At 40.1% G+C, this 26,110-nt stretch carries 21 protein-coding genes and 2 pseudogenes; 12 read left to right on the forward strand and 11 right to left on the reverse strand.

Annotated elements, in window-relative coordinates; translation table 11 throughout:
- A partial coding sequence (locus HMPREF2805_RS06110) for an LPXTG cell wall anchor domain-containing protein (protein ID WP_148131618.1) occupies positions 1-517 on the forward strand: 517 nt, incomplete at its 5' end.
- A gap of 397 nt (positions 518-914) precedes the next feature.
- Complete coding sequence (tig, locus tag HMPREF2805_RS06115; RefSeq protein ID WP_075231821.1) at positions 915-2,198, forward strand: trigger factor; 1,284 nt, start codon at positions 915-917, stop codon at positions 2,196-2,198.
- 207 nt (positions 2,199-2,405) lie between these two features.
- On the opposite strand, the pseudogene HMPREF2805_RS06120 reads toward tig, so the two are convergent.
- From HMPREF2805_RS06120 to rnhC, 3 genes and pseudogenes are all read right to left on the reverse strand, one after another.
- Positions 2,406-4,771, reverse strand: a pseudogene (locus HMPREF2805_RS06120) (ATP-dependent RecD-like DNA helicase).
- 100 nt (positions 4,772-4,871) lie between these two features.
- Complete coding sequence (gene lepB, locus HMPREF2805_RS06125; RefSeq protein WP_075231822.1) at positions 4,872-5,483, reverse strand: signal peptidase I; 612 nt, start codon at positions 5,481-5,483, stop codon at positions 4,872-4,874.
- 3 nt (positions 5,484-5,486) lie between these two features.
- Positions 5,487-6,368: a ribonuclease HIII gene (gene rnhC, locus HMPREF2805_RS06130; protein ID WP_075231823.1), complete on the reverse strand. Its 882-nt coding sequence runs from the start codon at positions 6,366-6,368 to the stop codon at positions 5,487-5,489.
- Between the two features lie 86 nt (positions 6,369-6,454).
- Between rnhC and zapA the strand changes: the two genes are divergently transcribed.
- The 3 genes from zapA to HMPREF2805_RS06145 all read left to right on the forward strand — a co-directional run bounded on the left by zapA (position 6,455) and on the right by HMPREF2805_RS06145 (position 9,755).
- Positions 6,455-6,757, forward strand: coding sequence for a cell division protein ZapA (zapA, locus tag HMPREF2805_RS06135; RefSeq protein WP_075229941.1), 303 nt, complete (start codon positions 6,455-6,457; stop codon positions 6,755-6,757).
- A complete protein-coding gene (locus HMPREF2805_RS06140; RefSeq protein WP_075231824.1) occupies positions 6,754-7,302 on the forward strand; it encodes a CvpA family protein in 549 nt (182 codons plus the stop codon). Before zapA ends, HMPREF2805_RS06140 begins: the two co-directional genes overlap by 4 nt.
- A gap of 116 nt (positions 7,303-7,418) precedes the next feature.
- The gene (locus HMPREF2805_RS06145; protein ID WP_075231825.1) at positions 7,419-9,755 is read left to right on the forward strand and encodes an endonuclease MutS2; all 2,337 of its coding nucleotides are present in this window, start codon (positions 7,419-7,421) and stop codon (positions 9,753-9,755) included.
- Between the two features lie 29 nt (positions 9,756-9,784).
- On the opposite strand, the pseudogene HMPREF2805_RS06150 reads toward HMPREF2805_RS06145, so the two are convergent.
- The 3 genes and pseudogenes from HMPREF2805_RS06150 to HMPREF2805_RS06160 all read right to left on the reverse strand — a co-directional run.
- A pseudogene (locus tag HMPREF2805_RS06150) lies at positions 9,785-10,033 on the reverse strand (transposase); the annotation flags it as partial.
- Between the two features lie 270 nt (positions 10,034-10,303).
- Entirely contained in the window at positions 10,304-12,142 is a 1,839-nt protein-coding gene (locus HMPREF2805_RS06155) for an N-acetylmuramoyl-L-alanine amidase (protein ID WP_075231827.1), read from the reverse strand.
- Positions 12,143-12,252: 110 nt separating this feature from the next.
- Complete coding sequence (locus HMPREF2805_RS06160; RefSeq protein ID WP_083301295.1) at positions 12,253-12,606, reverse strand: DUF3397 domain-containing protein; 354 nt, start codon at positions 12,604-12,606, stop codon at positions 12,253-12,255.
- A gap of 251 nt (positions 12,607-12,857) precedes the next feature.
- Between HMPREF2805_RS06160 and HMPREF2805_RS06165 the strand changes: the two genes are divergently transcribed.
- Together HMPREF2805_RS06165 and HMPREF2805_RS06170 are read left to right on the forward strand one after the other, a co-directional pair.
- Positions 12,858-14,105 (forward strand): dicarboxylate/amino acid:cation symporter, encoded by a 1,248-nt coding sequence (locus tag HMPREF2805_RS06165; protein ID WP_075231829.1) that lies wholly within the window; start codon positions 12,858-12,860, stop codon positions 14,103-14,105.
- A gap of 14 nt (positions 14,106-14,119) precedes the next feature.
- Positions 14,120-15,061 carry an ATP-grasp domain-containing protein gene (locus HMPREF2805_RS06170; RefSeq protein ID WP_075231830.1) on the forward strand — a complete coding sequence of 314 codons (942 nt, stop codon included), beginning with the start codon at positions 14,120-14,122 and terminating at the stop codon, positions 15,059-15,061.
- Positions 15,062-15,288: 227 nt separating this feature from the next.
- On the opposite strand, the gene HMPREF2805_RS06175 is transcribed toward HMPREF2805_RS06170, so the two are convergent.
- The 5 genes from HMPREF2805_RS06175 to HMPREF2805_RS06195 are packed head-to-tail and all read right to left on the reverse strand — an operon-like array spanning position 15,289 to position 19,991.
- On the reverse strand, positions 15,289-16,152 hold the full coding sequence (locus tag HMPREF2805_RS06175; protein ID WP_075231831.1) for a YihY/virulence factor BrkB family protein: 864 nt from the start codon (positions 16,150-16,152) through the stop codon (positions 15,289-15,291).
- A 37-nt stretch (positions 16,153-16,189) separates the two neighbouring features.
- Positions 16,190-18,244, reverse strand: a complete 2,055-nt coding sequence (locus HMPREF2805_RS06180; RefSeq protein ID WP_075231832.1) for a cation:proton antiporter — start codon at positions 18,242-18,244, stop codon at positions 16,190-16,192.
- Positions 18,245-18,255: 11 nt separating this feature from the next.
- Positions 18,256-18,510 (reverse strand): hypothetical protein, encoded by a 255-nt coding sequence (locus HMPREF2805_RS06185; RefSeq protein WP_075231833.1) that lies wholly within the window; start codon positions 18,508-18,510, stop codon positions 18,256-18,258.
- Positions 18,503-19,060: a tRNA 5-(aminomethyl)-2-thiouridylate-methyltransferase MnmM gene (locus HMPREF2805_RS06190; RefSeq protein ID WP_075231834.1), complete on the reverse strand. Its 558-nt coding sequence runs from the start codon at positions 19,058-19,060 to the stop codon at positions 18,503-18,505. The genes HMPREF2805_RS06185 and HMPREF2805_RS06190 overlap by 8 nt, the downstream gene beginning before the upstream one ends.
- On the reverse strand, positions 19,044-19,991 hold the full coding sequence (locus HMPREF2805_RS06195; RefSeq protein WP_075231835.1) for a tRNA modification radical SAM protein MnmL/YtqA: 948 nt from the start codon (positions 19,989-19,991) through the stop codon (positions 19,044-19,046). The genes HMPREF2805_RS06190 and HMPREF2805_RS06195 overlap by 17 nt, the downstream gene beginning before the upstream one ends.
- 200 nt (positions 19,992-20,191) lie before the next feature.
- On the opposite strand from HMPREF2805_RS06195, the gene HMPREF2805_RS06200 reads away from it, so the two are divergent.
- The 5 genes from HMPREF2805_RS06200 (at position 20,192) to HMPREF2805_RS06220 (ending at position 25,973) form a co-directional block, all read left to right on the forward strand.
- Positions 20,192-22,378: a PTS transporter subunit IIBC gene (locus HMPREF2805_RS06200; RefSeq protein ID WP_148131619.1), complete on the forward strand. Its 2,187-nt coding sequence runs from the start codon at positions 20,192-20,194 to the stop codon at positions 22,376-22,378.
- Between the two features lie 51 nt (positions 22,379-22,429).
- Positions 22,430-23,248 (forward strand): endonuclease/exonuclease/phosphatase family protein, encoded by an 819-nt coding sequence (locus tag HMPREF2805_RS06205; RefSeq protein WP_075231836.1) that lies wholly within the window; start codon positions 22,430-22,432, stop codon positions 23,246-23,248.
- A gap of 149 nt (positions 23,249-23,397) precedes the next feature.
- Positions 23,398-24,123 (forward strand): CppA N-terminal domain-containing protein, encoded by a 726-nt coding sequence (locus tag HMPREF2805_RS06210; protein ID WP_075231837.1) that lies wholly within the window; start codon positions 23,398-23,400, stop codon positions 24,121-24,123.
- Positions 24,120-25,052, forward strand: a complete 933-nt coding sequence (locus tag HMPREF2805_RS06215; protein ID WP_075231838.1) for a serine hydrolase domain-containing protein — start codon at positions 24,120-24,122, stop codon at positions 25,050-25,052. Before HMPREF2805_RS06210 ends, HMPREF2805_RS06215 begins: the two co-directional genes overlap by 4 nt.
- Before the next feature lie 9 nt (positions 25,053-25,061).
- Complete coding sequence (locus tag HMPREF2805_RS06220) at positions 25,062-25,973, forward strand: DMT family transporter (RefSeq protein WP_075231839.1); 912 nt, start codon at positions 25,062-25,064, stop codon at positions 25,971-25,973.
- Positions 25,974-26,110 lie beyond the last annotated feature (137 nt).

Genomic DNA, 26,110 nt, shown 5'->3' on the forward strand with positions numbered 1-26,110 from the left:
TGGTAAGACAGTTACTCCAGAAAATCCTGAAGTAGTAGAGATTGTTACCTATAAATCACTTGGAAGCTTGGTTCCAAAATCTGATGATCCTAAATTCCCATCAACACCAGATGTGAAATATCCAAATGATCCAACAGATCCAGGTAAACCAGGTAAACCAGTTGTTCCAGACGTACCAGGCTACAGACCATACTTGCCAGATCCAAAAGATCCAAGCAAACCAGGTCAACCAGTAGAACCAGGTAAGGAACTTCCAAATCTTCCAACAAATCCAGGTGAAGACACCCCAATCATCTACGTTCCAATCGTACCAAAAACTCCTAATGTCCCAACTCCAGAGCCAAGACCAGAGACACCTGGCACTCCAAATCCAGAACCAAAACCTTTGAATCCTGAAAAAGTAGTTCGCGAATTGCCAAATACTGGTACAGATTCAAATACGGTTATGACTGGACTTGGAATCATTGGAATGGCAACAACGCTATTAGGTTTAGCCCAAAAGAAAAAAGAAGATTAGAATAAATATTTAATCTTATTGAAATTACTTTGGACTAGATGATAGAGTCTATAGCATTAAGAGGGCAAACATTTTAAGAATGTTTGTCTTCTTTTTATATAATGGATTGAACCTAGAATAGTACGATACAGATTCTAAAACATTTCTAGAAATTACTTTGACTTTCCTAATCTCTTTGTTCATACCTTATTTCAATCTACTATATATAGTAGGTGTAATACTCAAAATGAATCAAACTTAAATTTTTATGTCTAAATTTGCAAACTAACTTCTAGAGAAATTAGCCAAATTACCCAAAATGTGTTTTAGCCAGATTTATCTGCATTAGTCTAGCTTTTATCAATGGAAAATGTTATAATAGACTGTATTTAAAAAAATTTTAAGGAGAAATGACAGAATGTCTGTATCATTTGAAAACAAAGAAACAAACCGTGGTGTCTTGACTTTCACTATCTCTCAAGACCAAATCAAACCAGAATTGGACCGTGTCTTCAACTCAGTAAAGAAATCTCTTAATGTTCCAGGTTTCCGTAAAGGTCACCTTCCACGTCCTATCTTCGACCAAAAATTTGGTGAAGAGTCACTTTACCAAGACGTTATGAATGCTCTTTTGCCAAACGCTTATGAAGCAGCTGTTAAAGAAGCTGGTCTTGAAGTAGTTGCACAACCAAAAATTGACGTGACTTCAATGGAAAAAGGTCAAGATTGGGTTATCGCTGCTGAAGTTGTTACAAAACCTGAAGTAAAATTGGGTGAATACAAAAACCTTGAAGTATCAGTTGATGTAGAAAAAGAAGTAACTGATGCTGATGTTGAAGAGCGTATTGAACGCGAACGCAACAACTTGGCTGAATTGGTTATCAAAGAAGCTGCTGCTGAAAACGGCGACACTGTTGTCATCGACTTTGTTGGTTCTATTGACGGTGTTGAATTTGATGGCGGAAAAGGTGAAAACTTCTCACTTGGACTTGGTTCAGGTCAATTCATCCCTGGTTTTGAAGATCAATTGGTAGGTCACTCAGCTGGTGAAACTGTTGACGTTATCGTAACATTCCCAGAAGACTATCAAGCTGAAGACCTTGCTGGTAAAGAAGCTAAATTCGTGACAACTATCCACGAAGTAAAAGCTAAAGAAGTTCCAGCTCTTGACGATGAGCTTGCAAAAGATATCGACGAAGAAGTTGAAACACTTGCTGAATTGAAAGAAAAATACCGCAACGAATTGGCTGCTGCTAAAGAAGAAGCATACAAGGATGCAGTTGAAGGTGCAGCAATTGATAAAGCTGTAGAAAACGCTGAAATCGTAGAACTTCCAGAAGAAATGATCCACGAAGAAGTTCACCGCTCAGTAAATGAATTCCTTGGAAACTTGCAACGTCAAGGTATCAACCCTGACATGTACTTCCAAATCACTGGAACTACTCAAGAAGATCTTCACAAACAATACGAGGGAGAAGCTGAGTCACGTACTAAGACTAACCTTGTTATCGAAGCAGTTGCCAAAGCTGAAGGATTCGACGCTTCAGAAGAAGAAATCCAAAAAGAAATCGAGCAATTGGCTACAGACTACAACATGGAAGTTGCACAAGTACAAAGCTTGCTTTCAGCTGATATGTTGAAACACGACATCACAATCAAAAAAGCTGTTGAATTGATTACAAGCACAGCAACAGTTAAATAATCTTATACTCTTCGAAAATCTCTTCAAACCACGTTCAGTTCCATCTGCAACCTCAAAATAGTATTTTGAGCTGCCTTCGTCAGTTCTATCCACAACCTCAAAACGGTGTTTTGAGCAACCTGCGGCTAGCTTCCTAGTTTGCTCTTTGATTTTCATTGAGTATTAATAAACAAAAATCCCACCTGAATTGGTGGGTTTTCTTATGCACTATTTTCCAAAAATCTCTTTGAGGTCTGCGTCTGTAATCCCAATCATGGCGGGGATGCTGTCCCAGTTTTCTTCGGTTAAGATGTAGGATTGTTCAGAGGTACTTGATGTGACTGTTTCAGAGACCGCTTGTTGCTTTTCTTCAACATTCTCCAATAAATCACTGAAGCGTTCAATCAGATAGGTTTTTCGGGCAGTTCCGATATGCTGGGTGGCATAGTCGAAGGCCTGTAATTCGCCTAGTAAGATAAGCTTGCTTTTGGCGCGTGTAATGGCTGTATAGATGAGATTGCGCTCCAGCATACGCTTACTAGCACTGGTGATAGGTAGGATGACAACAGGAAACTCACTTCCCTGAGACTTATGGATACTCATGGCATAGGCTAGGCGAATCTTGTACCATTCGTTACGTGGGTAAGAGACTTCGTTGCCATCAAATCAATGACAATCTCGTCTTGTTTCGACTCGGTGTATTTACCAGGAATCAGGTCTGTGATAGCTCCTAAATCCCCATTAAAGACATTGATTTCAGCATCGTTGACCAGGTGAATGACCTTGTCTCCCTTACGATAGTGACACTGGGGAGCTTCAAAACTGAGTTGGTCTTTTTGTGGTGGATTGAGCAGGTCTTGCATGAGCTGATTGATAGCGTCAATCCCTGCAGTTCCTCGATACATGGGAGCCAGAACTTGGATATCACGGGCAGGGATACCACTTCTTAGGGCAGCGTCTAAGATTTTTTCAATCGTAGCTGGAATATGGCCGCTAGCAATTTCAAAGTAGGAACGGTCTGCTTTTTTCTGGGTAAAGTCAGCTGGCAAGATGCCCTGTCGAATCTGACTAGCTAGAGTGACGATGGTTGATTCTTCGCTTTGTCGATAAATTTTTTCCAAGCGAGTCTGAGGAATCAAGGGAATATGAAGCAGATCCGCTAGAACCTGTCCAGGACTGACAGACGGCAACTGGTCGCTGTCACCCACGATGAGGATCTTGCTGTTAGAAGAGATGTTGGAGAAGAGTTGGTTGGCCAGCCAAGTATCCACCATAGAAAATTCATCCACGATAATAAAGTCGGCATCCAGATAATCTTCCAGATGACTGGTATCATCGTCCCCTGTCATTCCCAAATGGCGGTGTATGGTCGCGCTAGGCAAGGCAGTCAATTCATTCATGCGCCTAGCGGCTCGGCCAGTTGGAGCAGCAAGAAGAATCGGCAGGTTGCTTTTTTTCCTGAGGTCAAGTCCTTCCAAAAGGGCATAAACAGCGATGATACCATTGATAACAGTTGTCTTACCAGTACCAGGTCCACCTGTCAGGATAAAGACCTTGTTCTGGATAGCATCATAGATAGCCTGTTTTTGAATGTTATCATACTCAATCTCCAGATCTTCTTCGACAGTAGCGATATGTTTTTGAATGGTTTCTAAATCATGACTCTTCTGTTTTCCTTTTTCAAGGATACGAACCAAGTGACTGCGGATGCCTTCCTCAGCGAAGAAGAGGCTGTTGTCAAAAATCTTGGTATCAATCTGCTGAACCTTGTCTTCTTCAATCAGGTAGGAGAGCTCTTGGGCAACTTGGCTGGGATCCAGTTCCACGGGACGAGAAGACTCAAGGAGAGTAAGGGTTTGTTCCAGCAAATCCCGTGCTTCAACATAGGTGTCCCCTGTTTCCATACAGGCCTGAAAAAGACTGTGAACTAGACCGGCGCGGAAACGTTCAGGAGCCTGACTTTCGATGCCTAGTTCTTCCGCTAATTGGTCAGCAATGGTAAATCCCAAGCCCTTGATATCCTCAACCAGCTGGTAGGGATAATTTTCAACCACATCAAGGGTTTCTTCTTTGTAAAAGTCTTGAATCTGAAAGGCTAATTTATTGGGAATACCGTAGTTGGCTAGTTTGGCTAAGACCATCTCTGTTCCGTAATTAAGACGAAGGGTTGAGACGAAGGCTTCACGGTTTTTAGCAGAGAGTCCAGAGATAGACTGGAGTTTGTCTGGATTTTCTAATATTTTGTCAATAGTGTTATCTCCGTAAATATCCACAATTTTCTGGGCTGTTTTGAGTCCAATCCCCTTAAAATGGCTGCTGGAGAAATACTTGACCAAGCCCTTACTAGTCGGCTTGGCTCTCTCATAGCGAGTCATTTGTAGCTGTTCCCCATACTTAGAGTGTTGGACAATTTGTCCCCAAAAGGTGTATTCCTCTCCTTCAATGATATCAGCCATGGTACCTGTGACAATGATTTCATAATCATCAAAGTCTTCAGCATTGGTATCCTCAATATCTAGGAGCAAAATGCGGAAAAAATTGCTGACATTTTCAAAAATAATGCGTTCAATGGTGCCTGAAAAATAAACTTCCATAAAATTCCTTACAATAGTGTCTGAGAAAATTTATCCCAGATTTAGTCAAAATAGAATGAGAAGAGGCTGAGATGGGAAATTCTCGGCCTCTTCCTAGTTTTTAAAATGTTCCGATACGCTTGAGTGGCCAGAAGCGGAATTTGGCTTCTCCGGTGATATCTTTTGCCTTAAAGGTACCAACATGTCGACTGTCGCTAGAGACCAGACGGTCATCACCAAGTAGGAGGTATTCTCCTTCTGGAACAGTGAAGGTGAAGCTAGTGTTGTAATTAACATCTAGGGTAAAGGCCTGAGCCTTTTGGGCAATGGTTCTAAAGTATTCGCCCTTTTTTCCATCCCAACCAGTTCCAGTATAGGTGCTTTGGAGCTTATCTTCCTTGAAACGCTTAAGGTATTCTGCTAAATAGGGCTCATCAGTTTCTTGACCATTGATATAGAGCTTGTCGCTTTCGTAACGGATAGTATCTCCTGGCATACCGATGACCCTCTTAACGATATCCTTGTTCCCATCGTCTTCATGAGCAACCACAATATCAAAACGATTGATTGGGAGATGTTTAACCACAAAGAGGACTTCCCCATCTGCCAGGGTAGGATCCATGGAATGTCCTTCTACACTGACATTTCTCCAGAGAAAGAGACGACTAAGGGCGATAAGAGTGATAATGAGGATAAAACTCCACTCTTTTAAAAACGATTTAAAATATTTCATAATTTACCTTTCTAGCAGTTTTTTTGCTTTTTCAGTATTTTTAAAGTGTAGTTTGGCGCAGAAGTTGAGTCCCTGCCTACCATAAGCACGAAGGATTTGGCTAGCTACCTTATCAGAAGCTGTTCCAGCTCCGCTTGGAAGTTGATAACCAAGTTCTCTCCCCAGATTTTCGAGATTTTCTAGAAAGAGATCACGCGCAATGATAGAACTTACTGCGACAGCCAAGTACTTACCTTCGGCTTTTTCCTCCAGACTGACTGGATTAGAAAAATGATTGGCTTCATTTTTTAAGTACTTCTCATAGTTTTGAGCACTAGTAAAAGCATCGATCACAATCTTTTCTGGCTGGACTCCCTTTTGGAGGAGGAGAAAAATCGCTTGATTGTGCAGAGCTACTTTTACGGAAACGGCATTGTAGCGCTCACCGATGACTTCATTATACTTACTTGGAGAAAGAAGAAGCGCTTGGTGCTGGATTCTCTCTTTAAGGAGAGGGGCAAGCTGACGAATCTTTTGGTCTGTCAGAGTCTTAGAATCCCCAACACCTAGTTTTCGCAGAAAGTCATGCTGGTCAGGAGTCACAAAGGATGCTACTACAGCTAGACCACCAAAGTAGGAACCATTTCCTACTTCGTCAGTTCCAATCATCGGAAAGTTTTGTCCACTAGTTACTGGGCTGACCTGATAACCAAAAAAGCTGGCGTAACGTTCAGCAGCTTCTCCTTGCAAGAGCACTTTTCCTGATGTGTAGATGGAAACACTTGTCTGCGGAAGCTTCAAAAAATAGCGAATATAAGGATTTTTACTAGGAGTCAGTGCTTGTTCATATTTCTGAACAAAGGCTTGGATTTCCTTTTCGCTCGGAGTTAATGTAATACTTGCCATAACTCTTATTGTACCATAAAAGCCGTAGAATTGGTAAAAACTGACAAACTAAGTGAAATTTGGTATAATATCGTGAGGTGAATTTTATGGCAAATTTAAATCGATACAAGTTTACATTCGGAAAAAAAACATTGACCCTAACAACTGAGCATGACAACCTCTTTATGGAGGAAATTGCCAAGGTTGCAACTGAAAAATATGAAGCAATTAAAGAGCAAATGCCTGGAGCGGATGATGAGACAATCGCTATTTTATTAGCAGTCAATAGCTTGTCAACCCAACTCAGCCGTGAGATTGAATTTGATGATAAGGAGCAAGAATTAGACGCCCTTCGTCATCAAGTTGTAGCGACTAAACAAGAGCATAGCAAGATTGAGGACTCACTATGATTTCCATCTTTCTTTTATTGGTTCTGGCTTGGAGTTTTTATATCGGCTATCGCAGAGGCTTGGTCCTACAAGTCTATTATCTCCTAGCTACAATCGTCTCAGCTTATTTTGCGGGGAATTTTTATCAGTCATTGGGAGAAAAATTTCATTTGTTGATTCCGTATGCCAATCCCCAGGAAGGGCAGGGTACCTTTTTCTTCCCATCTGACCAGCTCTTCCAATTGGACAAGGTCTTTTACGCAGGTATTGGCTATCTCTTAGCCTTTACCGTATTTTACTGCATCGGTCGTTTGATTGGACTCTTTTTTAACCTAGTACCAACCAAAAAGTTAGGTGGCAAATATTTTCGCATCGGTGCAGGAGTCTTATCAGTCGGAGTGACCTTATTTGTCCTTCAAATGATGCTGACCATCCTTGCGACTGTGCCCCTAGCAATCGTTCAAAATTCACTTGAAAATAGTCTAGTAGCCAAACATATGATTCAAAGTATTCCAGTGACTACTGACTTGATTAAACAACTCTGGGTAACCAAACTAATCGGATAAAAAGGGCGGGAATTATTCCTAGCCTTTTGTTTACAATTCCAAAAGTTAAGGAGACTTTTAAGAAAGCTTGAGAACTTGAATACAGGGTTTTTAGGCTTATAACTAAGGAAAAGAAAATGAATAAAAAAATACTAGAAACATTAGAATTTAATAAGGTCAAGGCTTTATTTGAGCCCCATCTTTTGACGGAACAAGGATTAGAACAATTAAAGGATCTAGTTCCGACAGATAAAGGGGATAAGATTAAGCAAGCTTTTGCAGAGATGGAAGAAATGCAAGAGCTCTTTGTTGAGCATCCTCACCTCAGTATCTCGGGAACAAAAGACATTGCTGCAACCTGCAAACGTTTAGAAATGGGAGCAGATCTCAACATCGAGGAATTTCTCCTTCTCAAACGTGTCATCTTTGCCAGTCGTGAATTGCAGAATTTTTATGACAATCTTGAAAATGTACGTTTAGACCACCTGGCAAGTTGGTTTGAGAAACTTCATGATTTTCCACATTTGCAGGGGAATTTACAAGCCATCAACGAAGCTGGATTTATTGAGAACTTTGCTAGTGAGGACTTGGCACGAATCCGCCGTAAAATCCATGATAGTGAAAGTCAAGTCAGAGATGTCTTGCAAGATCTTCTCAAACAAAAGGCCCAGATGTTGACGGAAGGTATCATCACTAGTCGAAATGGTCGCCAGGTTCTTCCAGTTAAAAATACCTATCGTAACAAGATTGCCGGTGTCGTTCATGATATTTCTGCCAGTGGGAACACTGTTTATATCGAACCACGTGAAGTGGTCAAGCTAAGTGAGGAGATTGCAAGTCTTCGTGCAGACGAACGCTATGAGATGATGCGTATCCTCCAAGAACTCTCTGAAAGAGTAAGACCGCACGCGGCAGAAATTGCAAATGATGCTTGGATTATCGGACATTTGGACCTGATTCGTGCTAAGGTTCGCTTTATCCAAGAGACGGAGGCAGTAGTACCTCAAGTGTCTGAGGGACAGGAGATTCAACTGCTGCACGTTCGTCATCCTCTTGTAAAAAATGCAGTCGCAAATGATGTGCACTTCGGCAAAGAATTAACAGCTATCGTCATCACTGGTCCAAATACGGGTGGTAAGACTATCATGCTAAAGACCTTAGGTTTGACGCAATTGATGGCCCAGTCTGGACTGCCAATTCTAGCCGATAAGGGCAGTCGTGTAGGGATTTTCGAGGAGATTTTCGCAGATATCGGAGACGAACAGTCCATCGAACAAAGTCTCTCAACCTTCTCTAGTCATATGACCAACATCGTTGATATTCTGGGTAAGGTCAACCAAAACTCGCTCTTGCTATTAGATGAGCTTGGTGCTGGTACAGATCCCCAAGAAGGTGCAGCCCTTGCCATGTCTATCTTAGAAGACTTGCGTTTGCGTCAGGTCAAGACTATGGCAACCACTCACTATCCTGAACTTAAAGCCTATGGTATTGAAACTGCCTATGTTCAAAATGCAAGCATGGAGTTTGATACAGCTAGCTTGCGCCCAACTTATCGTTTCATGCAGGGAGTTCCTGGTCGAAGTAATGCCTTTGAGATTGCTAAACGTCTAGGCTTGTCAGATGTCATCGTAGGTGACGCTAGTAAGCAAATTGACCAAGACAACGATGTTAATCGTATCATTGAGCAATTGGAAGAGCAGACACTTGAAAGTCGAAAACGTCTTGAAAATATTCGCCAAGTCGAGCAAGAAAACCTCAAGATGAACCGTGCCCTTAAAAAACTTTATAACGAGCTCAACCGTGAAAAGGAAACTGAACTCAATAAGGCGCGAGAACAAGCTGCTGAGATTGTTGACTTAGCACTATCTGAGAGTGATGATATACTTAAAAATCTTCACAGTAAATCCCAACTGAAGCCACATGAAATTATCGAAGCCAAAGCTAAGCTCAAAAAATTAGCCCCTGAAAAAGTTGACCTTTCTAAAAACAAGGTTCTTCAGAAGGCCAAGAAAAAACGAGCTCCAAAAGTTGGAGATGATATTATCGTTTTAAGCTATGGTCAACGTGGTACCTTGACCAATCAACTCAAGGATGGACGTTGGGAAGCACAGGTTGGCTTGATTAAGATGACGCTTGAAGAAAAAGAGTTTGACTTGGTTCAAGCCCAGAAAGAAGCGCCAGTCAAGAAGAAACAAGTTAACGTCGTTAAACGTGCAGCAGGAAAAGGTCCACAAGCTCGACTAGACCTTCGTGGCAAACGCTACGAGGAGGCTATGGAAGCCTTGGATGCCTTTATCGACCAAGCCCTGCTCAACAATATGGCCCAAGTTGACATCATCCATGGTATCGGTACAGGAGTCATCCGTGAAGGGGTGACTAAGTACCTACAAAGAAATAAACAGGTCAAGAGCTTTGGCTATGCACCACAAAATGCAGGCGGATCTGGAGCAACCATCGTAACCTTTAAGGGATAAAGCAAAATGAATGAAAATTTGATCCTAGATAAACTACCTCTACCTGCAAGATAATCTGTTACAGTCTTTTCTTTTAACTCTGAACTATATTTCTTCCAGCTATGACGCTCCTTGAGCCCTTCGACACCCTCTGTTTGATACTTACGAATCCAATTTCTGATTGTGTCACCATTTACTCCAAATGCTTTGGTCAAAATAGATATTGACTTCCCTTGTTTAAGGTAAAGATGAACAACTTCTAACTTCTCCTCCACTGATTTCGGACCTCTTTTTGACATACGAAAACTCCCCCTGTAGTTTCTAGTGAAATTTTGTTTTTTCACTGTCCACTATAAGGGGAGTATATCAAACTTTAGTAGTAAGCAAAAGGGGGGCAAAAATATTATAGTCAATTGAAATAAGAACAAGACTATATCGTGCCACTTTCAAGCGGTTTGGTTATCGGTGCTGGAGTTCTGGCCTGTGTGGGGATTGGTTTTCTCTTTCCTGAAGCCAACAAGTAAGAAGAATAATACAAAAAATCTCGAGATTTTCTCGAGACTTTTTCTTTATTGACCTGCGTAATATTTTTGAATTCCCTTAACGATACCTGCAACCAATCTGTTTTGGTAGGCGTCACTGCGGACTTGTTGATTCTCATTGAAATTATCAATATAGCCCAATTCCAATAGAACAGCTGGTTTATCAGTTTCTCGAAGGACAGCAAAACTACTTTGTAGGAGTCCTGCATCCTTAGCACCAGTTTCAGCTAGTAGTGAAGAGTGGATATCGGCAGCCAGGCGATTGCTTTCACTGATACGGTCAGGGTGGTTATGCCAGTATGGATTGATCTTAGCACGATAGCCACTGTCTTCTTCGTAAGAGTAAGTTTGAATACCAGATCTCCCTGAAGCAGGATTCCCGCTTGCATTGAAGTGAATACTGATGAACATGTCTGAGTCCGTTTTGTTAACCATTTTTGAACGTTCAGTGACAAAGTCGACATAGACATCACTATCTCTCGAAGAAAGAACGGTATAACCAAGACCCTGGAGTTCCTTACGTAGTTTTTGATAAATTTGCATGGTTAGGTCTTTTTCCTGAGTGTTATAATAAACAGCACCAGGATCTTTTCCACCATGTCCTGGATCTAAGAAAACAGTTTTCGTGTATTTCCCTTTTTCAAATCCACGACTTATAGGTACTTCACCAATCCATTTTCCATTACTTTGGAACTGATGTGCTGTTCCATCGATTTTTCGAGTTCCCGTGACATAGACACCATTTTCATCCACATAGTAACGGGCATTGTAGTAGCTGTCGTCAATCCATTCGCTCTTAGCCATGTAACCACCTGACTTGAGGTAGTAAGAGCCGATCCATTCACGCGCTGCATATGCACCACCAGATTTTAAGTAGAACCAGCTATTATAGTTTTTATCGAAAATCCATTCTTTTTCGGCCATAGCTCCGCTAGCTTTTAGATAGTAGCTACCTATCCATTGGTTATTGGCCATAATACCTTCTTTGTTAAAATAGTACCATGCGCTACCGACTTTTTCCCATTTCTCTTGAGTTGGACGACCAGATGTTTGGGCGAAGTACCATTTTCCTTCTAAATAAACCCAGGACCTTTCAGCCATAGCTCCACTATTGGAGAGAAGGTATCCGTTAAAAATTGTCTTACTTAGCATGATACCATCTTTGTCAAAGTAGTACCAAGAACCACCAATTTTTTCCCACTTGTTTTTGATGACTTTACCAGAAGCAAGTGCATAGTACCATTGTCCATCTTGTTTTACCCAAGCACTCTCAGCCATGGCGCCGCTATTCGTTAATAGATAGCCGTCAAAAATTGTGTTGCTGAGCATGACACCGTCTTGGTCAAAATAGTACCAGACACCACCAATCTTTTCCCATTTTTGTTGAGAAATTTTTCCATAAGCGTTAGCGTAATACCATTTATCTTGGAGTTTACTCCAACCAGAATCGACCATAGCCCCGCTACTAGTCAGGATATATCCGTCAAAAATAGTATCGCTCAACATGATTCCATCTTTGTTGAAGTAGTACCATTTCCCGTGGATTTTTTTCCAGTTTAGAACAGGGGCATTGTTTTCATAGAAGCGCCAGATATTTTCCTCGAATACCCAACCATCTTTTTGGACTTCAGGAGCCTTGTCTTCTTCTTTCTTAGCTGGATTTGTTGTTTGATTGGCATTTGCCTCAGTTGAAGGTTCAGTTTCCTTGGCCGGGAGACTGTTTTTCTCCACTTTGTCAGTAGAGGTTTCACTGTGTGTTGTTTCTACTGGGGTAGACTGTGCTTGGTTTTCCTCAGCATAGCTAAGGTTGCTTGTTAGACCAAATACTGAAAGCGTAATGGCACTTGCCAAGAGCGTTTTTTTCACTTGATTTATCTCCTATTTTAACTTTTTTATAATTTTATCAGAAAAGTGCCTCAGATGGAACATTTAGTGGCCAAGATCGAGGTGCTGGTGGGCTATATTGTAATAGTTGACTATTTCATCACGAAAATTTGAACAATCATGATGATATAGATGAGCAGTGTTAGTAAAAATCCAGCTCGCCAAAAGAATTTAATAAATTTTGGATAATAAAAGCTACGTCTTTTATTTAAGAAGAAAAAGACTAACACAATTGCTAGTATTGATAAGGCTGTTCCCAATACAGGAAGTTGATTGTGTGTAAACATCTTAGCCGTAATCAAATAATATTCAAAAATTAGAAAAGGAAAAGCTAAATCAGCAGCATTGATGCCCCTTTTCTTTAACTTAAAGAGTCTGCTTAAAATAATCGCCAGAGCTAAGGTTAGTACCAAAAGCAAGATGGAAGCAAGTTTCATTAAAATCATACCATTATTGTATCATAAAATTTTGAGAATAGAAAAGTAAATTCCGTGATTTATCACTGTTTTAGCAAAAAATCATTGGTAAGAAACAGATTTTATAATTCCTGCTTGAACAGAATGAATCATGTGTTCGGTACGATGATAGTTTGAACTCTCAATATAAATCTTTTTTATGTTCAACATAGAAAATATATATTAGTCAGAAGTGAAGAATAGTAGTAGAATGAGTAGCAAATAAAACAAAGGAGTTTCTTATGAAATTAGTTACTTTATGGTCAAAACTCTCACTAGGAATTCAATTATTGGTGGCTTTGGTCTTGGGGGTGATTGCTGCAGTCATCTGGCCACAATTTGCAGGCTTTTATCAATTTTTAGGACAAGCCTTTATTAAATTGATCAATATGGTTATCATTCCGCTAATCTTCCCAACTATCGTTGTTGCGGTAGCTGGTGTTATCGGGAAAAAATCTTTTGGAAAAATATTGACCAAGAGTTTGGTTTACTTTTTTGCCGTAACAACTGCCATTACTCTTTTGTTTGTATTTGCTAGTTACTTTTTGGGATTTGGACAAGGTGTGAACATTGGTCAAACTGGTGGAAACCTTGATGGGATTGCCAACAATGTCAAGTTCAGCGAATTTTTGCTTGGTTTTATTCCATCAAACATCGTCAAGTCTCTTTCAGAAGGTGCTCTTTTGCCAATTATCGTGTTTGCTATCTTTCTTGGTTACGGAATTGGGAATCTTAAATCTGAGAAATCTCAGAAGATTATCGAAGGTTTCCAAATCTGGATTGAGTCCATCTACAAGATTGTTACAGTGATTGTCAAACTATCACCGATTGGAATTTTTGGTTTTATCGCCAAAGATGTTGCAACTACTGGCCTTGATAAATTGATTGGGCTTGGTCAATTTGTAATCGGAACTTACTCGGCTTATGCTGTATTGGTTCTCCTTATTTTTCCTTTGATTGCTCTATTCTTTAAAGTACCGTATTTGTCAGCCTTTCGTGAAAATTGGAGTCTATTGACTCTGGCCTTTGTTACGGGTAGTTCCAGTGTTGTCTTGCCATCCCTTCTTAAAGATTTGAAAAAACAGGGGCATGACGAGCATACGATTGATTTAGTTGTTCCTTTAGGATATACTTTTAACTTAGAAGGGGCAGCAGTTTATTTCTCAGTTGCGACAATCTTTATCGCGCATGCCTACGGCATTCAATTTTCTTTATCAAGTCTCTTGTTTACTGTTTTGCTTTTGACCTTGATTGGAAAAACTGCAGCAACTGTGCCATCAGGTGCTATCGTGGTTCTATTAGCAGCAGCACCTCAATTGGGCTTACCAGTTGAAGGAGTCGCCTTGATCTTTGCAGTTGATTTCTTTGTCAATGCTGGCCGTACTATGATCAATGTTTTGGGTCAAATCTTAACAGTCAGCGTTATTGAAAAAACAGAAGGATATATTTTAGAAGAAAAGGAAAGCCAACTATCAGTCAGCTTTTCTTAAGGAGATGATAAGTAATGAGTGAAGCAAAAGTTTATGTAATTCATGAGAATCTTGAATGGACTCAGCATTTGGTCAAATGGTTGGAAGAGTTAGAAGTTCCATATGAACTGTGGGATTTGTCTAGTGGAATTTTGGATCTACAAAGCCCACCGCCACAGGGTATCTTTTACAATCGTATGTCTGCATCCTCTCACACTAGAGGACATCGCTATGCACCAGAATTTACAGAGCAGGTCATTACTTGGTTAGAAGCGCATGGACGCAAGGTTGTAAATGGAACTGGTGCTATCAACCTAGAAATCAGTAAAGTCAAACAATATTTGAAGTTAAATGAGTCGGGCATTGAGACTCCTGCGACAGTTGCAGTTTTGGGCCAAGAACATATCATTGAAGCAGCAAGAAAATTGAACATCTATCCTTTGATTACCAAGCACAATCGAGCAGGTAAGGGATTAGGGGTTCAACTCTTCCAAAATGAAGAAGAATTGGAAGCTTATGTCAATAGCCCTCTCTTTGAACCATCAGTGGATGGAATCACCTTGTTACAAGCCTACATCAAACCAAGTGATGGACGTATCCGTCGTTCAGAGTTTATCAACCAGAAGTTCCTTTATACTGTTTCAATCGATTCTTCAGATGGTTTCCAACTGTGCCCAGCAGATGGTTGCCAAATCGGTAAGAGACCAGAGCAACTGGAAACATCTGAGAAATTCCAGATTACAGAACCTCTACCAGATGACCGAAGAGAAGCTTATGAAAACTTCCTTAAGAATGCTCAGATTGAAGTTGCGGCGATTGAATGGGTTCAATCAGAGAGTGGAGACATTTATGTCTATGATGTAAATACCAACACTAACTACAATCCTACCGCAGAAAAAAATGCCAATATTTTTGCCCACCAACATTTGGCTCAATATCTAAAAACAGAATTGCAAGCCCTAACGAATGGACAATAAAGTAACTAATTCAAAAATCCCCCAGTATTAAATGACTGGGGGATTGATTTGTTTATACTCTTCGAAAATCTCTTCAAACCACGGTCAGTTCCATCTGCAACCTCAAAATAGTATTTTGAGCTGCCTTCGTCAGTTCTATCCACAACCTCAAAACGGTGTTTTGAGCAACCTGCGGCTAGCTTCCTAGTTTGCTCTTTGATTTTCATTGAGTATTAATCGATAAAAAATTATTGCCTTGCTTTAAAGTCTGGATCCTTTAGGCTTTGAACACTGGCATTGATCACTGCACCGATAATCAATATCTTGGCAATGATAATAAACCAGAACATCATGACAACAACGATGATGGAACTGAAAAATCGAACGTCGACTAGATAGTTAACATAATTGTTGAAATAAGCTGAAAAGATCGTTAATAGAGATATGAGAGTGACAAACACGAATAGACTTCCAGGAAGGACGTAACGAATACGACTGACTTTCACGTTTGGAAGGAAATAATAGAGCATGATCAAGATCGCAAACAGAAAGACATAAATCAGCGGTCCTGTAAGATCCTGTAAATATGCAAATAGAGAACTTTCGGATTTCCAGTAGTTTTTTAGCAGATCCAATAACATATGACCAAACATACTTAGAAATAAGGCAAGTGCAAAGAGAATTTGAAGTCCCAAACTAACTAGGAGACTCATCAGTTGGTGTGAGATAATTCCTCTATTTTTTGCAATTCCATAAGCTTTGTTAAAGGCCTTTTGAAGGAAATTCATGGATTTTGAAAAGGTCCAGAGGGCTGATATCACCGCAAAACTCAAGAGTCCAGCAGACGGTTGCGTCAGGACTTCACGAGCAATCTTTGCTACTACATCATAGATCGTGTCTGGTAAAAGTTCTTTTAAGGTTAGTAAAAAATTAGAGATCGGAATTTGAAAATAAGGCAAGATATTGACGGCTATCATAAGTAAAGGGAAGATTGAAATCAACCAATAGTAGGCAACGGCTACACTAGTCAACTCACTATCAGAGGCTTGATAGTAGTGTAAAAAAGCTTTTAATAAGGGTCTATCGTTCAGCTGTTTCCACAACTTTTTCATTTCACAAACCTCCAGTTTTTCTTGTTTTGTATAGACTTTAATTTCTGCGAACTAATTCCATCATATCATAAGGCAGTGTGTTGGCTGATTCTTTTAGGGAATAAGTTTCTAGGTTGTTTACATTTTGTCGTAGTTTTTTAGCATACTGGGCTGAGATGAGTTTTTGTTTCTCGTATTCAAAGATACACTTACGTTCTAGATAGTAGCCTCTCAACATTTCATCGATGTTGTTGGGTTTAATACGATTGATAACCCGCTCTACAAAGGCACCACTGGTAATATGACTGGTTTCACGTAGACGAGATTCCTGCATAAAGCTAATTAGAGAACTCTTATAAATCCCTTTGAGGTTTTCTAAACTTTCGATAATGATTTCAGTGTTGGCTAGATAGAGCTCTGCAATCTGATCATAATCGATGGCCAGAAGTCTTTGGGTTTCTTTGTTCTTCAAGGAACGGAGGGTTTTGCCAAATGTGAGCAACTCGTGTAGGAGAAAACGTACAATCCGAATAGAAACAAGGAAGTAGTAGGTTAGGCGAGAAGCAAAGTTTCGTTTAATATTTTTCTCCATGCTTTTCAGATAACGTTGGTAGACACGATATCCTCTTTCGCCGATTTTGCCTTCTTCATAGGCCTGCTCCAAACCATCGCTCTCGATACTGAGAATCAAGAGTTTAAGAGCTTCCCAGTCTTCTTGGATTTCTTTATTTTCTTGGCTGAGGATGAGATTTTCAATCCGTCCATGATAGTTATCAATCGCAGCATAGAGTGGAACCTTGTTTTTAGTATGGTTCAAATCTCTCTCTAACTCCATGGCAACATCATTTAGGATAGCGATGTGCATGAGATGATCCTTAGATGGCTCTTGCTCTTCTGAAAGGTGTGGCAAGACCAGTAATCCAGTAAGAAAACTTACAAGGGTTACACCTGCGACGAGGAAGAGAAGAAGAGGATATTCTTGTTCCAGATTAGTAGGTATCAAGAGGATGGTGGCGATAGACACTGTTCCTTTAACTCCAGAAAATGTCAAGAGAAGCATATCTTTAACATACTTGTGGAGACTTTTTTGAAGTTTCTTAATCCGAAACGCGTAAAAACCGTAAATCATTACAAAGCGGATAGCAAAGAGTAGGAAGGTTAAAAGAAAGACTGTGACAAGAAGAAGCACATTGTTATAAAAAGCACTCTTAAGAATCGGCTCAGCAATCATCTCCAGTTCCATTCCTAACAGTACGAAGACAGAACCATTGAGCATAAAGGTAACAGTGTGCCAAACGGTCTCAGTCACTGTATCCACTTGAGCTTCGAGAAGATTTATCTTTTTAAAACGACTGGCTTTTAAAATACCAGCGACAACGACCGCGATAATTCCAGAAACATGAATTCCTTCAGCTATGAAGAAGGTTAGAAGTGGTAAACTAAGATCCAGCAAGAGTTCACTGGCTATATCAGTAGCTCGAACACTGAGTAGAAAAGTATGGAGGAAACGATTGATTAAGGCTGTTATAAAGCCGACTGCAAACCCTCCCATGATGGAAATAGCTAGGGAAATTCCTGCTTGAGCGATTGAAAAGGTTCCCGTTGTCCATGCGATGAGAGCAACACGAAAGGCAATTAGCCCAGAAGCATCATTAAGGAGTCCTTCCCCTTTTAAGATATTTGAAATTCGTTTTGGAAAGGTAAATCGTTCAGAAAGGGAAGCAAAAGCAACCAGGTCAGTAGGACCAAGTGCAGCCCCTACGGCTAGGCAGGCTGCTAATGGTAAGCTCGCCCAAAGAACATGGGCAAGTCCTCCCATACTTAGAGTAGATATAAAGATGACAGGGAAAATTAGATAGAGAACGATTCTCCAGTGCTTTAGGATAGAGGTTACATCTGCTTCTTGAGCTTCACGAAAGAGTAGTGGACCAATGACTAAAGCTAGAAACAACTCAGTATCTAAGTGATATTGGTTGTTGGGTAAGCAAAGACCAAGTCCGATTCCCAGAAGAATCTGAATCAGGGGCATGGGTAAAAAGGGAAGCAGCTTATTGGTCGTACTAGAAACAATGAGAACAAGCAAAAATATCAAGAGATAAAAAAGTAAATCCATCTTCTACCTCCTTATTTTTGTTTTCGACAAGCTTCAAAAAGTTCCTTTTGTTCTTGGATTTTTTGATCAATTTTCGAGCAGTCCTTGTGCTCGATTTTCTTCTGACAACGCTCCATTTCAAGTGTTATCATTTTTTTCTTGATTTTCAGCATCTTCTTGCTCATATGAGCTTCATCTAACATACCAACTGCCCGTTCATGTTGGGTTGATTCTACAAAGTTGTGGCGAAGAGCTTCTATTTTATCTCGTAGGTATTGTTTATCCATGTCGATACCTTTCTAATTTTTCAATCATGACTAAAAACGGTGGATTGTTGATTTGGTTGAGGGTACGATAGATTGTAGCAGTGTATTCTTGTTGTGGCAACTGGCTGACAAAATCCATGACTGCATCCCGTTCGATATCTCCGCCTTCATGCCCGTAATAAATCATGATGGCTATTCGTCCACCTTTAACTAGCATTTGGCAAAGTTTATCCAGTGCTTCAATAGTTGTTTGAGGTTGGGTGATAATGCTTTTATCAGCTGAAGGAAGATAACCAAGATTAAAGATGGCAGCTTTCACCTTAGTTACAAACTGATCCACGGTTTCATGACCTTGTAGGATTAATTCTGCATTGGTCAAACCAGCTTCTTGCAGGCGTTGGCTTGTTTTTTCTATAGCTTGTTCCTGTATATCGAAAGCATAGACTTGTTTAGCTAACTTAGCTAGAAAAAGGGTATCATGGCCATTTCCCATGGTCGCATCAACAACAATATCCTCTTGGGTGATGACTTGGGCAAGAAAATCATGCGCTATTTCAAGTGGTCTTTTCATTCATAAACTCCTGTTTTACAGCCTTGCATCCTTGGACGCTACCACGTCGTCTCATTTCAGCTTCAATGCTATTTAGAACTTCCCATTTGTTGAGACTCCACATAGGACCAATCAACATATCCCTAGGCGCATCACCTGTAATCCGATGGATAACGATATGTTTGGGAATAATTTCTAGTTGGTCACAGATAACCTTGACATATTCATCCTGACTCATGAGCTGCAAACGACCTTCATGATAATCCCTTTGCATCCGAGTATTGGTCATGAGGTGAAGTAGGTGAAGTTTAATCCCTTGGATATCATTGTCCCTTACACAACGCCGAACGTTTTCCACCATCATTTCATGAGTTTCACCGGGCAAACCATTGATCAAATGGGCAACAATCTCAATCTTCGGATACTTCCGAAGTCGTTTGACAGTCTCCACGTAGAGTTCATAGGAGTGGGCGCGGTTAATCAATTCTGAAGTTTCTTCATAAGTAGTTTGTAAACCTAACTCTACGGTAACATGCATTCGCTCTGATAATTCTGCCAAGTATTTAATTGTCTCATCAGGAAGGCAATCTGGTCGAGTTCCAATATTGATGCCAACTACACCTGGTTCATTGATAGCTTGTTCATAGCGTTCTCGAATCACTTCAAGTTTTTCATGTGTATTGGTAAAATTTTGGAAGTAAACCAAATATTTTTTAACTTCAGGCCACTTACGATGCATAAAGTCAATTTCTTTATAGAATTGCTCACGGATAGGAGCATCAGGTGCAACGATTGCATCTCCAGAACCAGAAACTGTGCAAAAAGTACAGCCTCCATGTGCCACAGTCCCATCTCGGTTTGGACAATCAAATCCAGCATCAATAGGAACTTTAAAAGTTTTTTCTCCGAATAAATTTCGATAATAATCATTCAAGGTATTATAGGATTTCATAGCTAATATTATAACAAAAAATGGCAGTAAACTCAAAAATGGTCAGTAAGAGATAGCCTACCAGAAAGTGAAGCGAAAGAAAAAGTCAAATTTTTTTTATAAAAGCCTTTACAAAAAAATAAAAAGTGGTAAAATTAAAACATAAACATGCGCAAACGTTTTCGTAAAACGTTTGCCGAATAAATATAAAGGAGATTTGAATGATGAAAGATACATTCAAAAATGTCTTGTCTTTCGAGTTTTGGCAGAAATTCGGTAAGGCTCTAATGGTGGTTATCGCTGTTATGCCAGCGGCTGGATTGATGATTTCAATCGGTAAGTCACTTGCAATGATTGACCCAAACCTTGCTCCCCTAGTTATTACTGGTGGCGTACTAGAGCAAATTGGTTGGGGGGTTATCGGTAACCTTCATATTTTGTTTGCCCTTGCTATTGGAGGAAGCTGGGCTAAGGAACGTGCTGGTGGTGCTTTTGCGGCAGGTCTTGCATTTATCCTTATTAACCGTATCACTGGTACAATCTTCGGTGTATCAGGGGATATGTTGAAGGATCCTAACGCTATGGTTTCAACAATCTTTGGTGGATCTATCAAGGTTTCTGATTACTTCATTAGCGTACTTGAGGCACCAGCGCTTAACATGGGGGTATTTGTAGGGATTATCTCAGGTTTTGTTGGAGCGACTGCTTTTAACAAATACTACAACTTCCGTAAACTTCCTGATGCACTTTCATTCTTTAACGGGAAACGTTTTGTACCATTTGTAGTTATTCTTCGCTCAGCAATCGCTGCAATTCTTCTTTCAGCTTTCTGGCCACTGATTCAGACAGGTATCAACAACTTCGGTATCTGGATTGCCAATTCACAAGAAACAGCACCAGTACTTGCACCATTCTTATATGGTACTTTGGAACGCTTGCTCTTGCCATTTGGTCTTCACCACATGTTGACTATCCCAATGAACTATACAGCTCTTGGTGGTACTTACGATATTTTAACTGGTGCAGCAAAAGGCACTCAAGTATTTGGACAAGATCCACTTTGGCTTGCATGGGTAACAGACCTTGTAAACCTTAAAGGTACTGATGCTAGTCAATACCAAACATTGCTAGATACAGTTCATCCAGCTCGTTTCAAAGTTGGACAAATGATTGGTTCATTCGGTATTTTGATGGGTGTGGCTGCTGCTATTTACCGTAATGTTGAAGCAGACAAGAAACACCAATACAAAGGTATGATGATTGCGACAGCTCTTGCAACTTTCTTGACAGGTGTTACTGAGCCAATTGAATATATGTTCATGTTCGTTGCAACACCTCTTTACCTTGTCTACGCTGTTGTTCAAGGTGCTGCCTTTGCTATGGCTGATATTGTTCACCTTCGTGTGCACTCATTCGGTTCAATTGAATTCTTGACTCGTACTCCACTAGCTATCAATGCTGGTCTTGGTATGGATATCATTAACTTTATCTGGGTAACAGCACTATTTGCAGTTATCATGTACTTTATCGCCAACTTCATGATTCAAAAATTCAACTATGCTACTCCAGGACGTAACGGAAACTACGAAACTGCTGAAGGTTCATCAGAATCTGCTGCTTCTGGTGAGTCAAAAGTTGCAGAAGCTTCTCAAGCTGTTAACATCATCAACCTTCTTGGTGGACGTGCTAACATCGTTGACGTTGACGCATGTATGACTCGTCTTCGTGTTACTGTAAAAGACGCTGAAAAAGTCGGAACAGAAGAACAATGGAAAGCTGAAGGAGCTATGGGACTTGTCATGAAAGGGCAAGGTGTCCAAGCTATCTATGGACCTAAAGCTGATGTTTTGAAATCAGATATTCAAGACATTCTTGACTCAGGTGAAGTAATTCCTGAAACTCTTCCAAGCCAAATGACTGAAGCACAACAAAACACTGTTCACTTCAAAGGTCTTACTGAGGAAGTTTACTCAGTAGCAGACGGTCAAGTGGTTGCCTTGGAACAAGTAAAAGATCCAGTATTTGCTCAAAAAATGATGGGTGATGGATTTGCAGTAGAACCAGCAAATGGAAACATTGTATCTCCAGTTTCAGGTACTGTATCAAGCATCTTCCCAACAAAACATGCTCTTGGTCTTGTGACTGAAGCAGGTCTTGAAGTATTGGTTCACATTGGTTTGGACACAGTAAGTCTTGAAGGTAAACCATTTACAGTTCATGTTGTTGAAGGACAAAAAGTTGCAGCAGGTGATCTCCTTGTCACAGCTGACTTGGATGCTATCCGTGCAGCAGGACGTGAAACTTCAACAGTAGTTGTCTTCACAAATGGAGATGCGATCAAATCAGTTAAATTAGAAAAAACAGGTTCTCTTGCTGCTAAAACAGTAGTTGCAAAAGTAGAATTGTAATATTTAGGAGGTTGGAAGCTGTTTCCAACCTCTTGTTTATAGGAGAAAAGCATGAAGTTTTTAACACTCAATACCCATAGTTGGATGGAAAAAGATCCTGAACAAAAGTTTCAACTTTTACTTCAAGATATACTTAAAAACAGTTATGATTTGATTTGTTTTCAGGAAATCAACCAAGAAATCACTTCAGCGCAAGTAGAAACAGGCCCACTTTATCAGCCATTACCATCGGCTGAGCCGATTCATAAAGACCACTATGTGCGACTTTTGGTAGAGAAGTTGGCTGAGCATGGTCAAAATTATTATTGGACTTGGGCCTACAACCATATCGGTTATGATCGCTATCATGAAGGTGTAGCTATCTTGTCTAAAACACCTATTGAAGCCAGAGAAATTTTAGTTTCAGATGTGGATGATCCGACAGACTATCACACTCGTCGAGTTGCTTTAGCAGAAACAGTAGTTGAAGGTAAAGAGCTTGCAGTTGCCAGTGTCCATCTCTCTTGGTGGGATAAAGGATTCCAAGAGGAATGGGCGCGCTTTGAAGCGGTTCTGGAAGAATTGAACAAGCCACTCTTACTAGCAGGTGATTTCAATAATCCTGCTGGTCAGGAAGGTTATCAAGCCATTCTAGCTAGTCCACTAGTCTTACAAGATGCATATGAAGTTGCAAAAGAAAGAAGTGGAAGCTTTACCGTTCCGCCTGAAATTGATGGTTGGAAGGGGAACAGCGAACCACTTCGAATTGATTATGTCTTTACGACAAAGGATATGCAGGTAGAAAACCTTCACGTCGTCTTTGATGGTAAAAACAGTCCACAGGTGAGCGATCATTATGGTCTCCAAGCAGAACTAGCTTGGAAAGACTAAATAAGGTATTTTAGTAAAAACAAACCAGTCCCCCTTCTACTAGCAGAAGGGGGTGATTTATTTAAGGAGTTAATATAGTTAAAGTTTTTTATTGAATAACTTGTAAAAAAAGATAAAATCCTTTAAAATAAAAAGTGTTGGAGGAATTTATGATTGTAAATCAAATAAAGCGTATGATCCCGACGCTAAAGGTAAATAATAGAAATTTAAATGAATCATTTTATATTGAGACTTTGGGGATGAAACCCTTGCTTGAAGAGTCAGCCTTCTTATCCCTAGGAGATCAATCAGGTATTGAAAAGTTAGTTTTTGAAGAATCACCAAGTATGAGAAGCCGTAAGGTTGAAGGGATTAAAAAATTAGCTAGGCTACTTGTAAAGGTAGAAAATGCATCTGAAATTGAAGCCTTACTAGCTAGAATGGAAAAACATCCTCGCCTCTATAAGGGAGCTAAGGGATATGCTTTTGAGCTTCTTTCTCCAGAAGGGGATTGTATTCTTATTCATGCTGAAGATAATATCAAAGATTTGAAAAAAGTTGAGGAAGAAGTCACTTTTTCAATAGATGAGAAACTGAGATATTTGACAGCCTTTGAAATCTCGGTGGAAATCAACTTGCCAGAAAAGACAGCTAGCCTACTTGAAAAAGAAGAAATCGAAAACCGACTAGCTTTTAATCAAGCTCAAGGGAGCGATTTACTGGTTGAAAATAATATAACTTGGGACTTGTCCATGTTGAAATTTCAAGTAGAGAATCTGGATCTTGCTGTATTGCGTCAGCGTTTTAAAGAAGCTGGTTACTTTATTCCAAAATCGGAGAAGTTTTTCCTAACTAAGGATACCAACAATATTGAATTGTGGTTTGAAGCAGTATGAAACAAAAAATCATTCAAAAAATAAAGCAACAAATTGAGGCAGGGATTTATCCTGGTGCCTCTTTTGCATATTATCAGGATGGCGTTTGGTCTGACTGGTATCTAGGAGAAGCAAATCCAGAAATTGGTGAGCAGACTCGTGAGGGCTTGGTCTATGATTTGGCAAGTGTCAGCAAGGTTGTTGGAGTAGGAACAGTCTTATCTTTCTTGTGGAAGGAAGGTAAGATTGAGCTTGATAACTCCATAAGAGACTATCTTCCAGAAGTAGATTATCCAGACATCACTGTTCGTCAACTCCTAACGCATGCGACGGATTTGGATCCTTTTATCCCAAATAGGGATCAGCTCTCAGAAGACCAGTTGAGGAATGCCATGTATCATTTGAATCGCCGAGAGAAGAGAGCCTTTCTCTACTCGGATGTGCATTTTCTCTTGCTAGGTTTTCTCTTGGAAAACTATTTTGAAAAGGACTTGGATCAGATTTTACAAGAGCAAGTTTTGGATCCTTGGGGAATGAAGGAAACTCAGTTTGGTCCAGTTAGCCGTGCTGTTCCAACGGTCCGTGGACAGAAAGCAGGAGTGGTCCATGATCCCAAGGCTCGTTTGCTTGGGAAACACGCAGGTAGTGCAGGCTTGTTTTCAACAGTTCATGATTTAAAAATCTTCTTAGAGCATTATTTGCAGGATGATTTTGCTGAAGGATTGAGTCAGAATTTTTCGGATCTGAGTGATAAAGAACGCTCATTGGCCTGGAATCTTGAAGGTGATTGGCTGGACCATACAGGCTATACTGGGACCTTTATCATGTGGAATCGTAAGAAGCAAGAGGCGGCAATTTTTCTATCTAACCGAACTTATGAAAAAGATGAGCGTGCTCAATGGATTTTGGATCGTAATCAGGTCATGGACTTGATTCGAGAGGCAGACTAGGGAGGAAGTATGTCAAAAGCTTTAAAAGGAACTCTTTATACAGTCATTGCAGGTATTGCCTGGGGCTTATCGGGAACCAGTGGTCAGTACTTGATGGTTCACGGGATTTCAGCCCTCGTTCTGACCAATATCCGTTTGATAATCGCTGGATTACTCTTGGTTCTTCTGGCCTATACTAAATCGAGGGATAAATTTATGGCCTTTCTGAAGGATAAATCAAGTCTGTTTTCTCTCTTGTTATTTTCTTTATTTGGTCTTTTTCTAAATCAATTAGCTTATCTATCAGCTATTCAGGAGACAAATGCTGGGACAGCGACAGTTCTCCAGTATGTCTGTCCAGTTGGAATCCTTGCTTACACTTGTATCAAGGATAAGGTGGCTCCGACGCTTTCAGAAATCATCTCTATGTTTTTAGCTATAGGTGGGACCTTTCTCATTGCAACCCATGGGCAATTGGATCAACTCTCGATGACTCTAGCTGGTCTATTTTGGGGTTTGTTCTCGGCCCTGACCTATGCTCTTTATATCATTTTACCTATAAAATTGATTCAAAAATGGGGGAGCATATTGGTTATTGGTGTTGGAATGACCATTTCAGGTATACTAGCAGTACCTTTTACGGGGCTTATCGGGGCCAGTATTCCCATATCTTTTGATATCTTTCTAGCTTTTGCCGGCATCATTCTGATTGGAACAGTCTTTGCCTATACAGCCTTCCTCAAGGGAGCCAGTATGATAGGACCAGTCAAGTCTAGCCTTTTGGCTTCGATTGAGCCTATCTCGGCAGTATTTTTTGCCTTCATGATTATGGGAGATATTTTCTATCCGATAGATTTTATTGGAATGGCTATGATTTTATTAGCTGTAACAATTATTTCATTGCAGGATTTAATGCTTGAAAAGAAACATCATTCCGTTTAATGTATTAAAACAGTCTTTGATAAGGCTGTTTTTTAATCTTCCAGCAAGTTGGTTCATATAATTTTTTTATAATCAATCCATATTATAGTATATTGAATCTAGAACAGTACACTACAACTGCTAAAAATATTTCTAGA

Source organism: Streptococcus sp. HMSC034E03 (assembly GCF_001811505.1).
In the GTDB taxonomy this organism is placed as follows: Bacteria; Bacillota; Bacilli; order Lactobacillales; family Streptococcaceae; genus Streptococcus.

Bases quoted from the DNA above. Each gene is read 5' to 3' on its own strand.
- HMPREF2805_RS06190 (WP_075231834.1), bottom strand. From the start codon at position 19,060: ATGAAAAGACCACTTGAAATAGCGCATGATTTTCTTGCCCAAGTCATC.
- HMPREF2805_RS06145 (WP_075231825.1), top strand. From the start codon at position 7,419: ATGAATAAAAAAATACTAGAAACATTAGAATTTAATAAGGTCAAGGCT.
- HMPREF2805_RS06175 (WP_075231831.1), bottom strand. From the start codon at position 16,152: ATGAAAAAGTTGTGGAAACAGCTGAACGATAGACCCTTATTAAAAGCT.
- HMPREF2805_RS06205 (WP_075231836.1), top strand. From the start codon at position 22,430: ATGAAGTTTTTAACACTCAATACCCATAGTTGGATGGAAAAAGATCCT.
- HMPREF2805_RS06180 (WP_075231832.1), bottom strand. From the start codon at position 18,244: ATGGATTTACTTTTTTATCTCTTGATATTTTTGCTTGTTCTCATTGTT.
- rnhC (WP_075231823.1), bottom strand. From the start codon at position 6,368: ATGGCAAGTATTACATTAACTCCGAGCGAAAAGGAAATCCAAGCCTTT.
- HMPREF2805_RS06215 (WP_075231838.1), top strand. From the start codon at position 24,120: ATGAAACAAAAAATCATTCAAAAAATAAAGCAACAAATTGAGGCAGGG.
- HMPREF2805_RS06185 (WP_075231833.1), bottom strand. From the start codon at position 18,510: ATGGATAAACAATACCTACGAGATAAAATAGAAGCTCTTCGCCACAAC.
- lepB (WP_075231822.1), bottom strand. From the start codon at position 5,483: ATGAAATATTTTAAATCGTTTTTAAAAGAGTGGAGTTTTATCCTCATT.
- HMPREF2805_RS06165 (WP_075231829.1), top strand. From the start codon at position 12,858: ATGAAATTAGTTACTTTATGGTCAAAACTCTCACTAGGAATTCAATTA.
- HMPREF2805_RS06200 (WP_148131619.1), top strand. From the start codon at position 20,192: ATGATGAAAGATACATTCAAAAATGTCTTGTCTTTCGAGTTTTGGCAG.
- HMPREF2805_RS06160 (WP_083301295.1), bottom strand. From the start codon at position 12,606: ATGATTTTAATGAAACTTGCTTCCATCTTGCTTTTGGTACTAACCTTA.
- HMPREF2805_RS06210 (WP_075231837.1), top strand. From the start codon at position 23,398: ATGATTGTAAATCAAATAAAGCGTATGATCCCGACGCTAAAGGTAAAT.
- HMPREF2805_RS06195 (WP_075231835.1), bottom strand. From the start codon at position 19,991: ATGAAATCCTATAATACCTTGAATGATTATTATCGAAATTTATTCGGA.
- HMPREF2805_RS06170 (WP_075231830.1), top strand. From the start codon at position 14,120: ATGAGTGAAGCAAAAGTTTATGTAATTCATGAGAATCTTGAATGGACT.
- HMPREF2805_RS06140 (WP_075231824.1), top strand. From the start codon at position 6,754: ATGATTTCCATCTTTCTTTTATTGGTTCTGGCTTGGAGTTTTTATATC.
- tig (WP_075231821.1), top strand. From the start codon at position 915: ATGTCTGTATCATTTGAAAACAAAGAAACAAACCGTGGTGTCTTGACT.
- zapA (WP_075229941.1), top strand. From the start codon at position 6,455: ATGGCAAATTTAAATCGATACAAGTTTACATTCGGAAAAAAAACATTG.
- HMPREF2805_RS06220 (WP_075231839.1), top strand. From the start codon at position 25,062: ATGTCAAAAGCTTTAAAAGGAACTCTTTATACAGTCATTGCAGGTATT.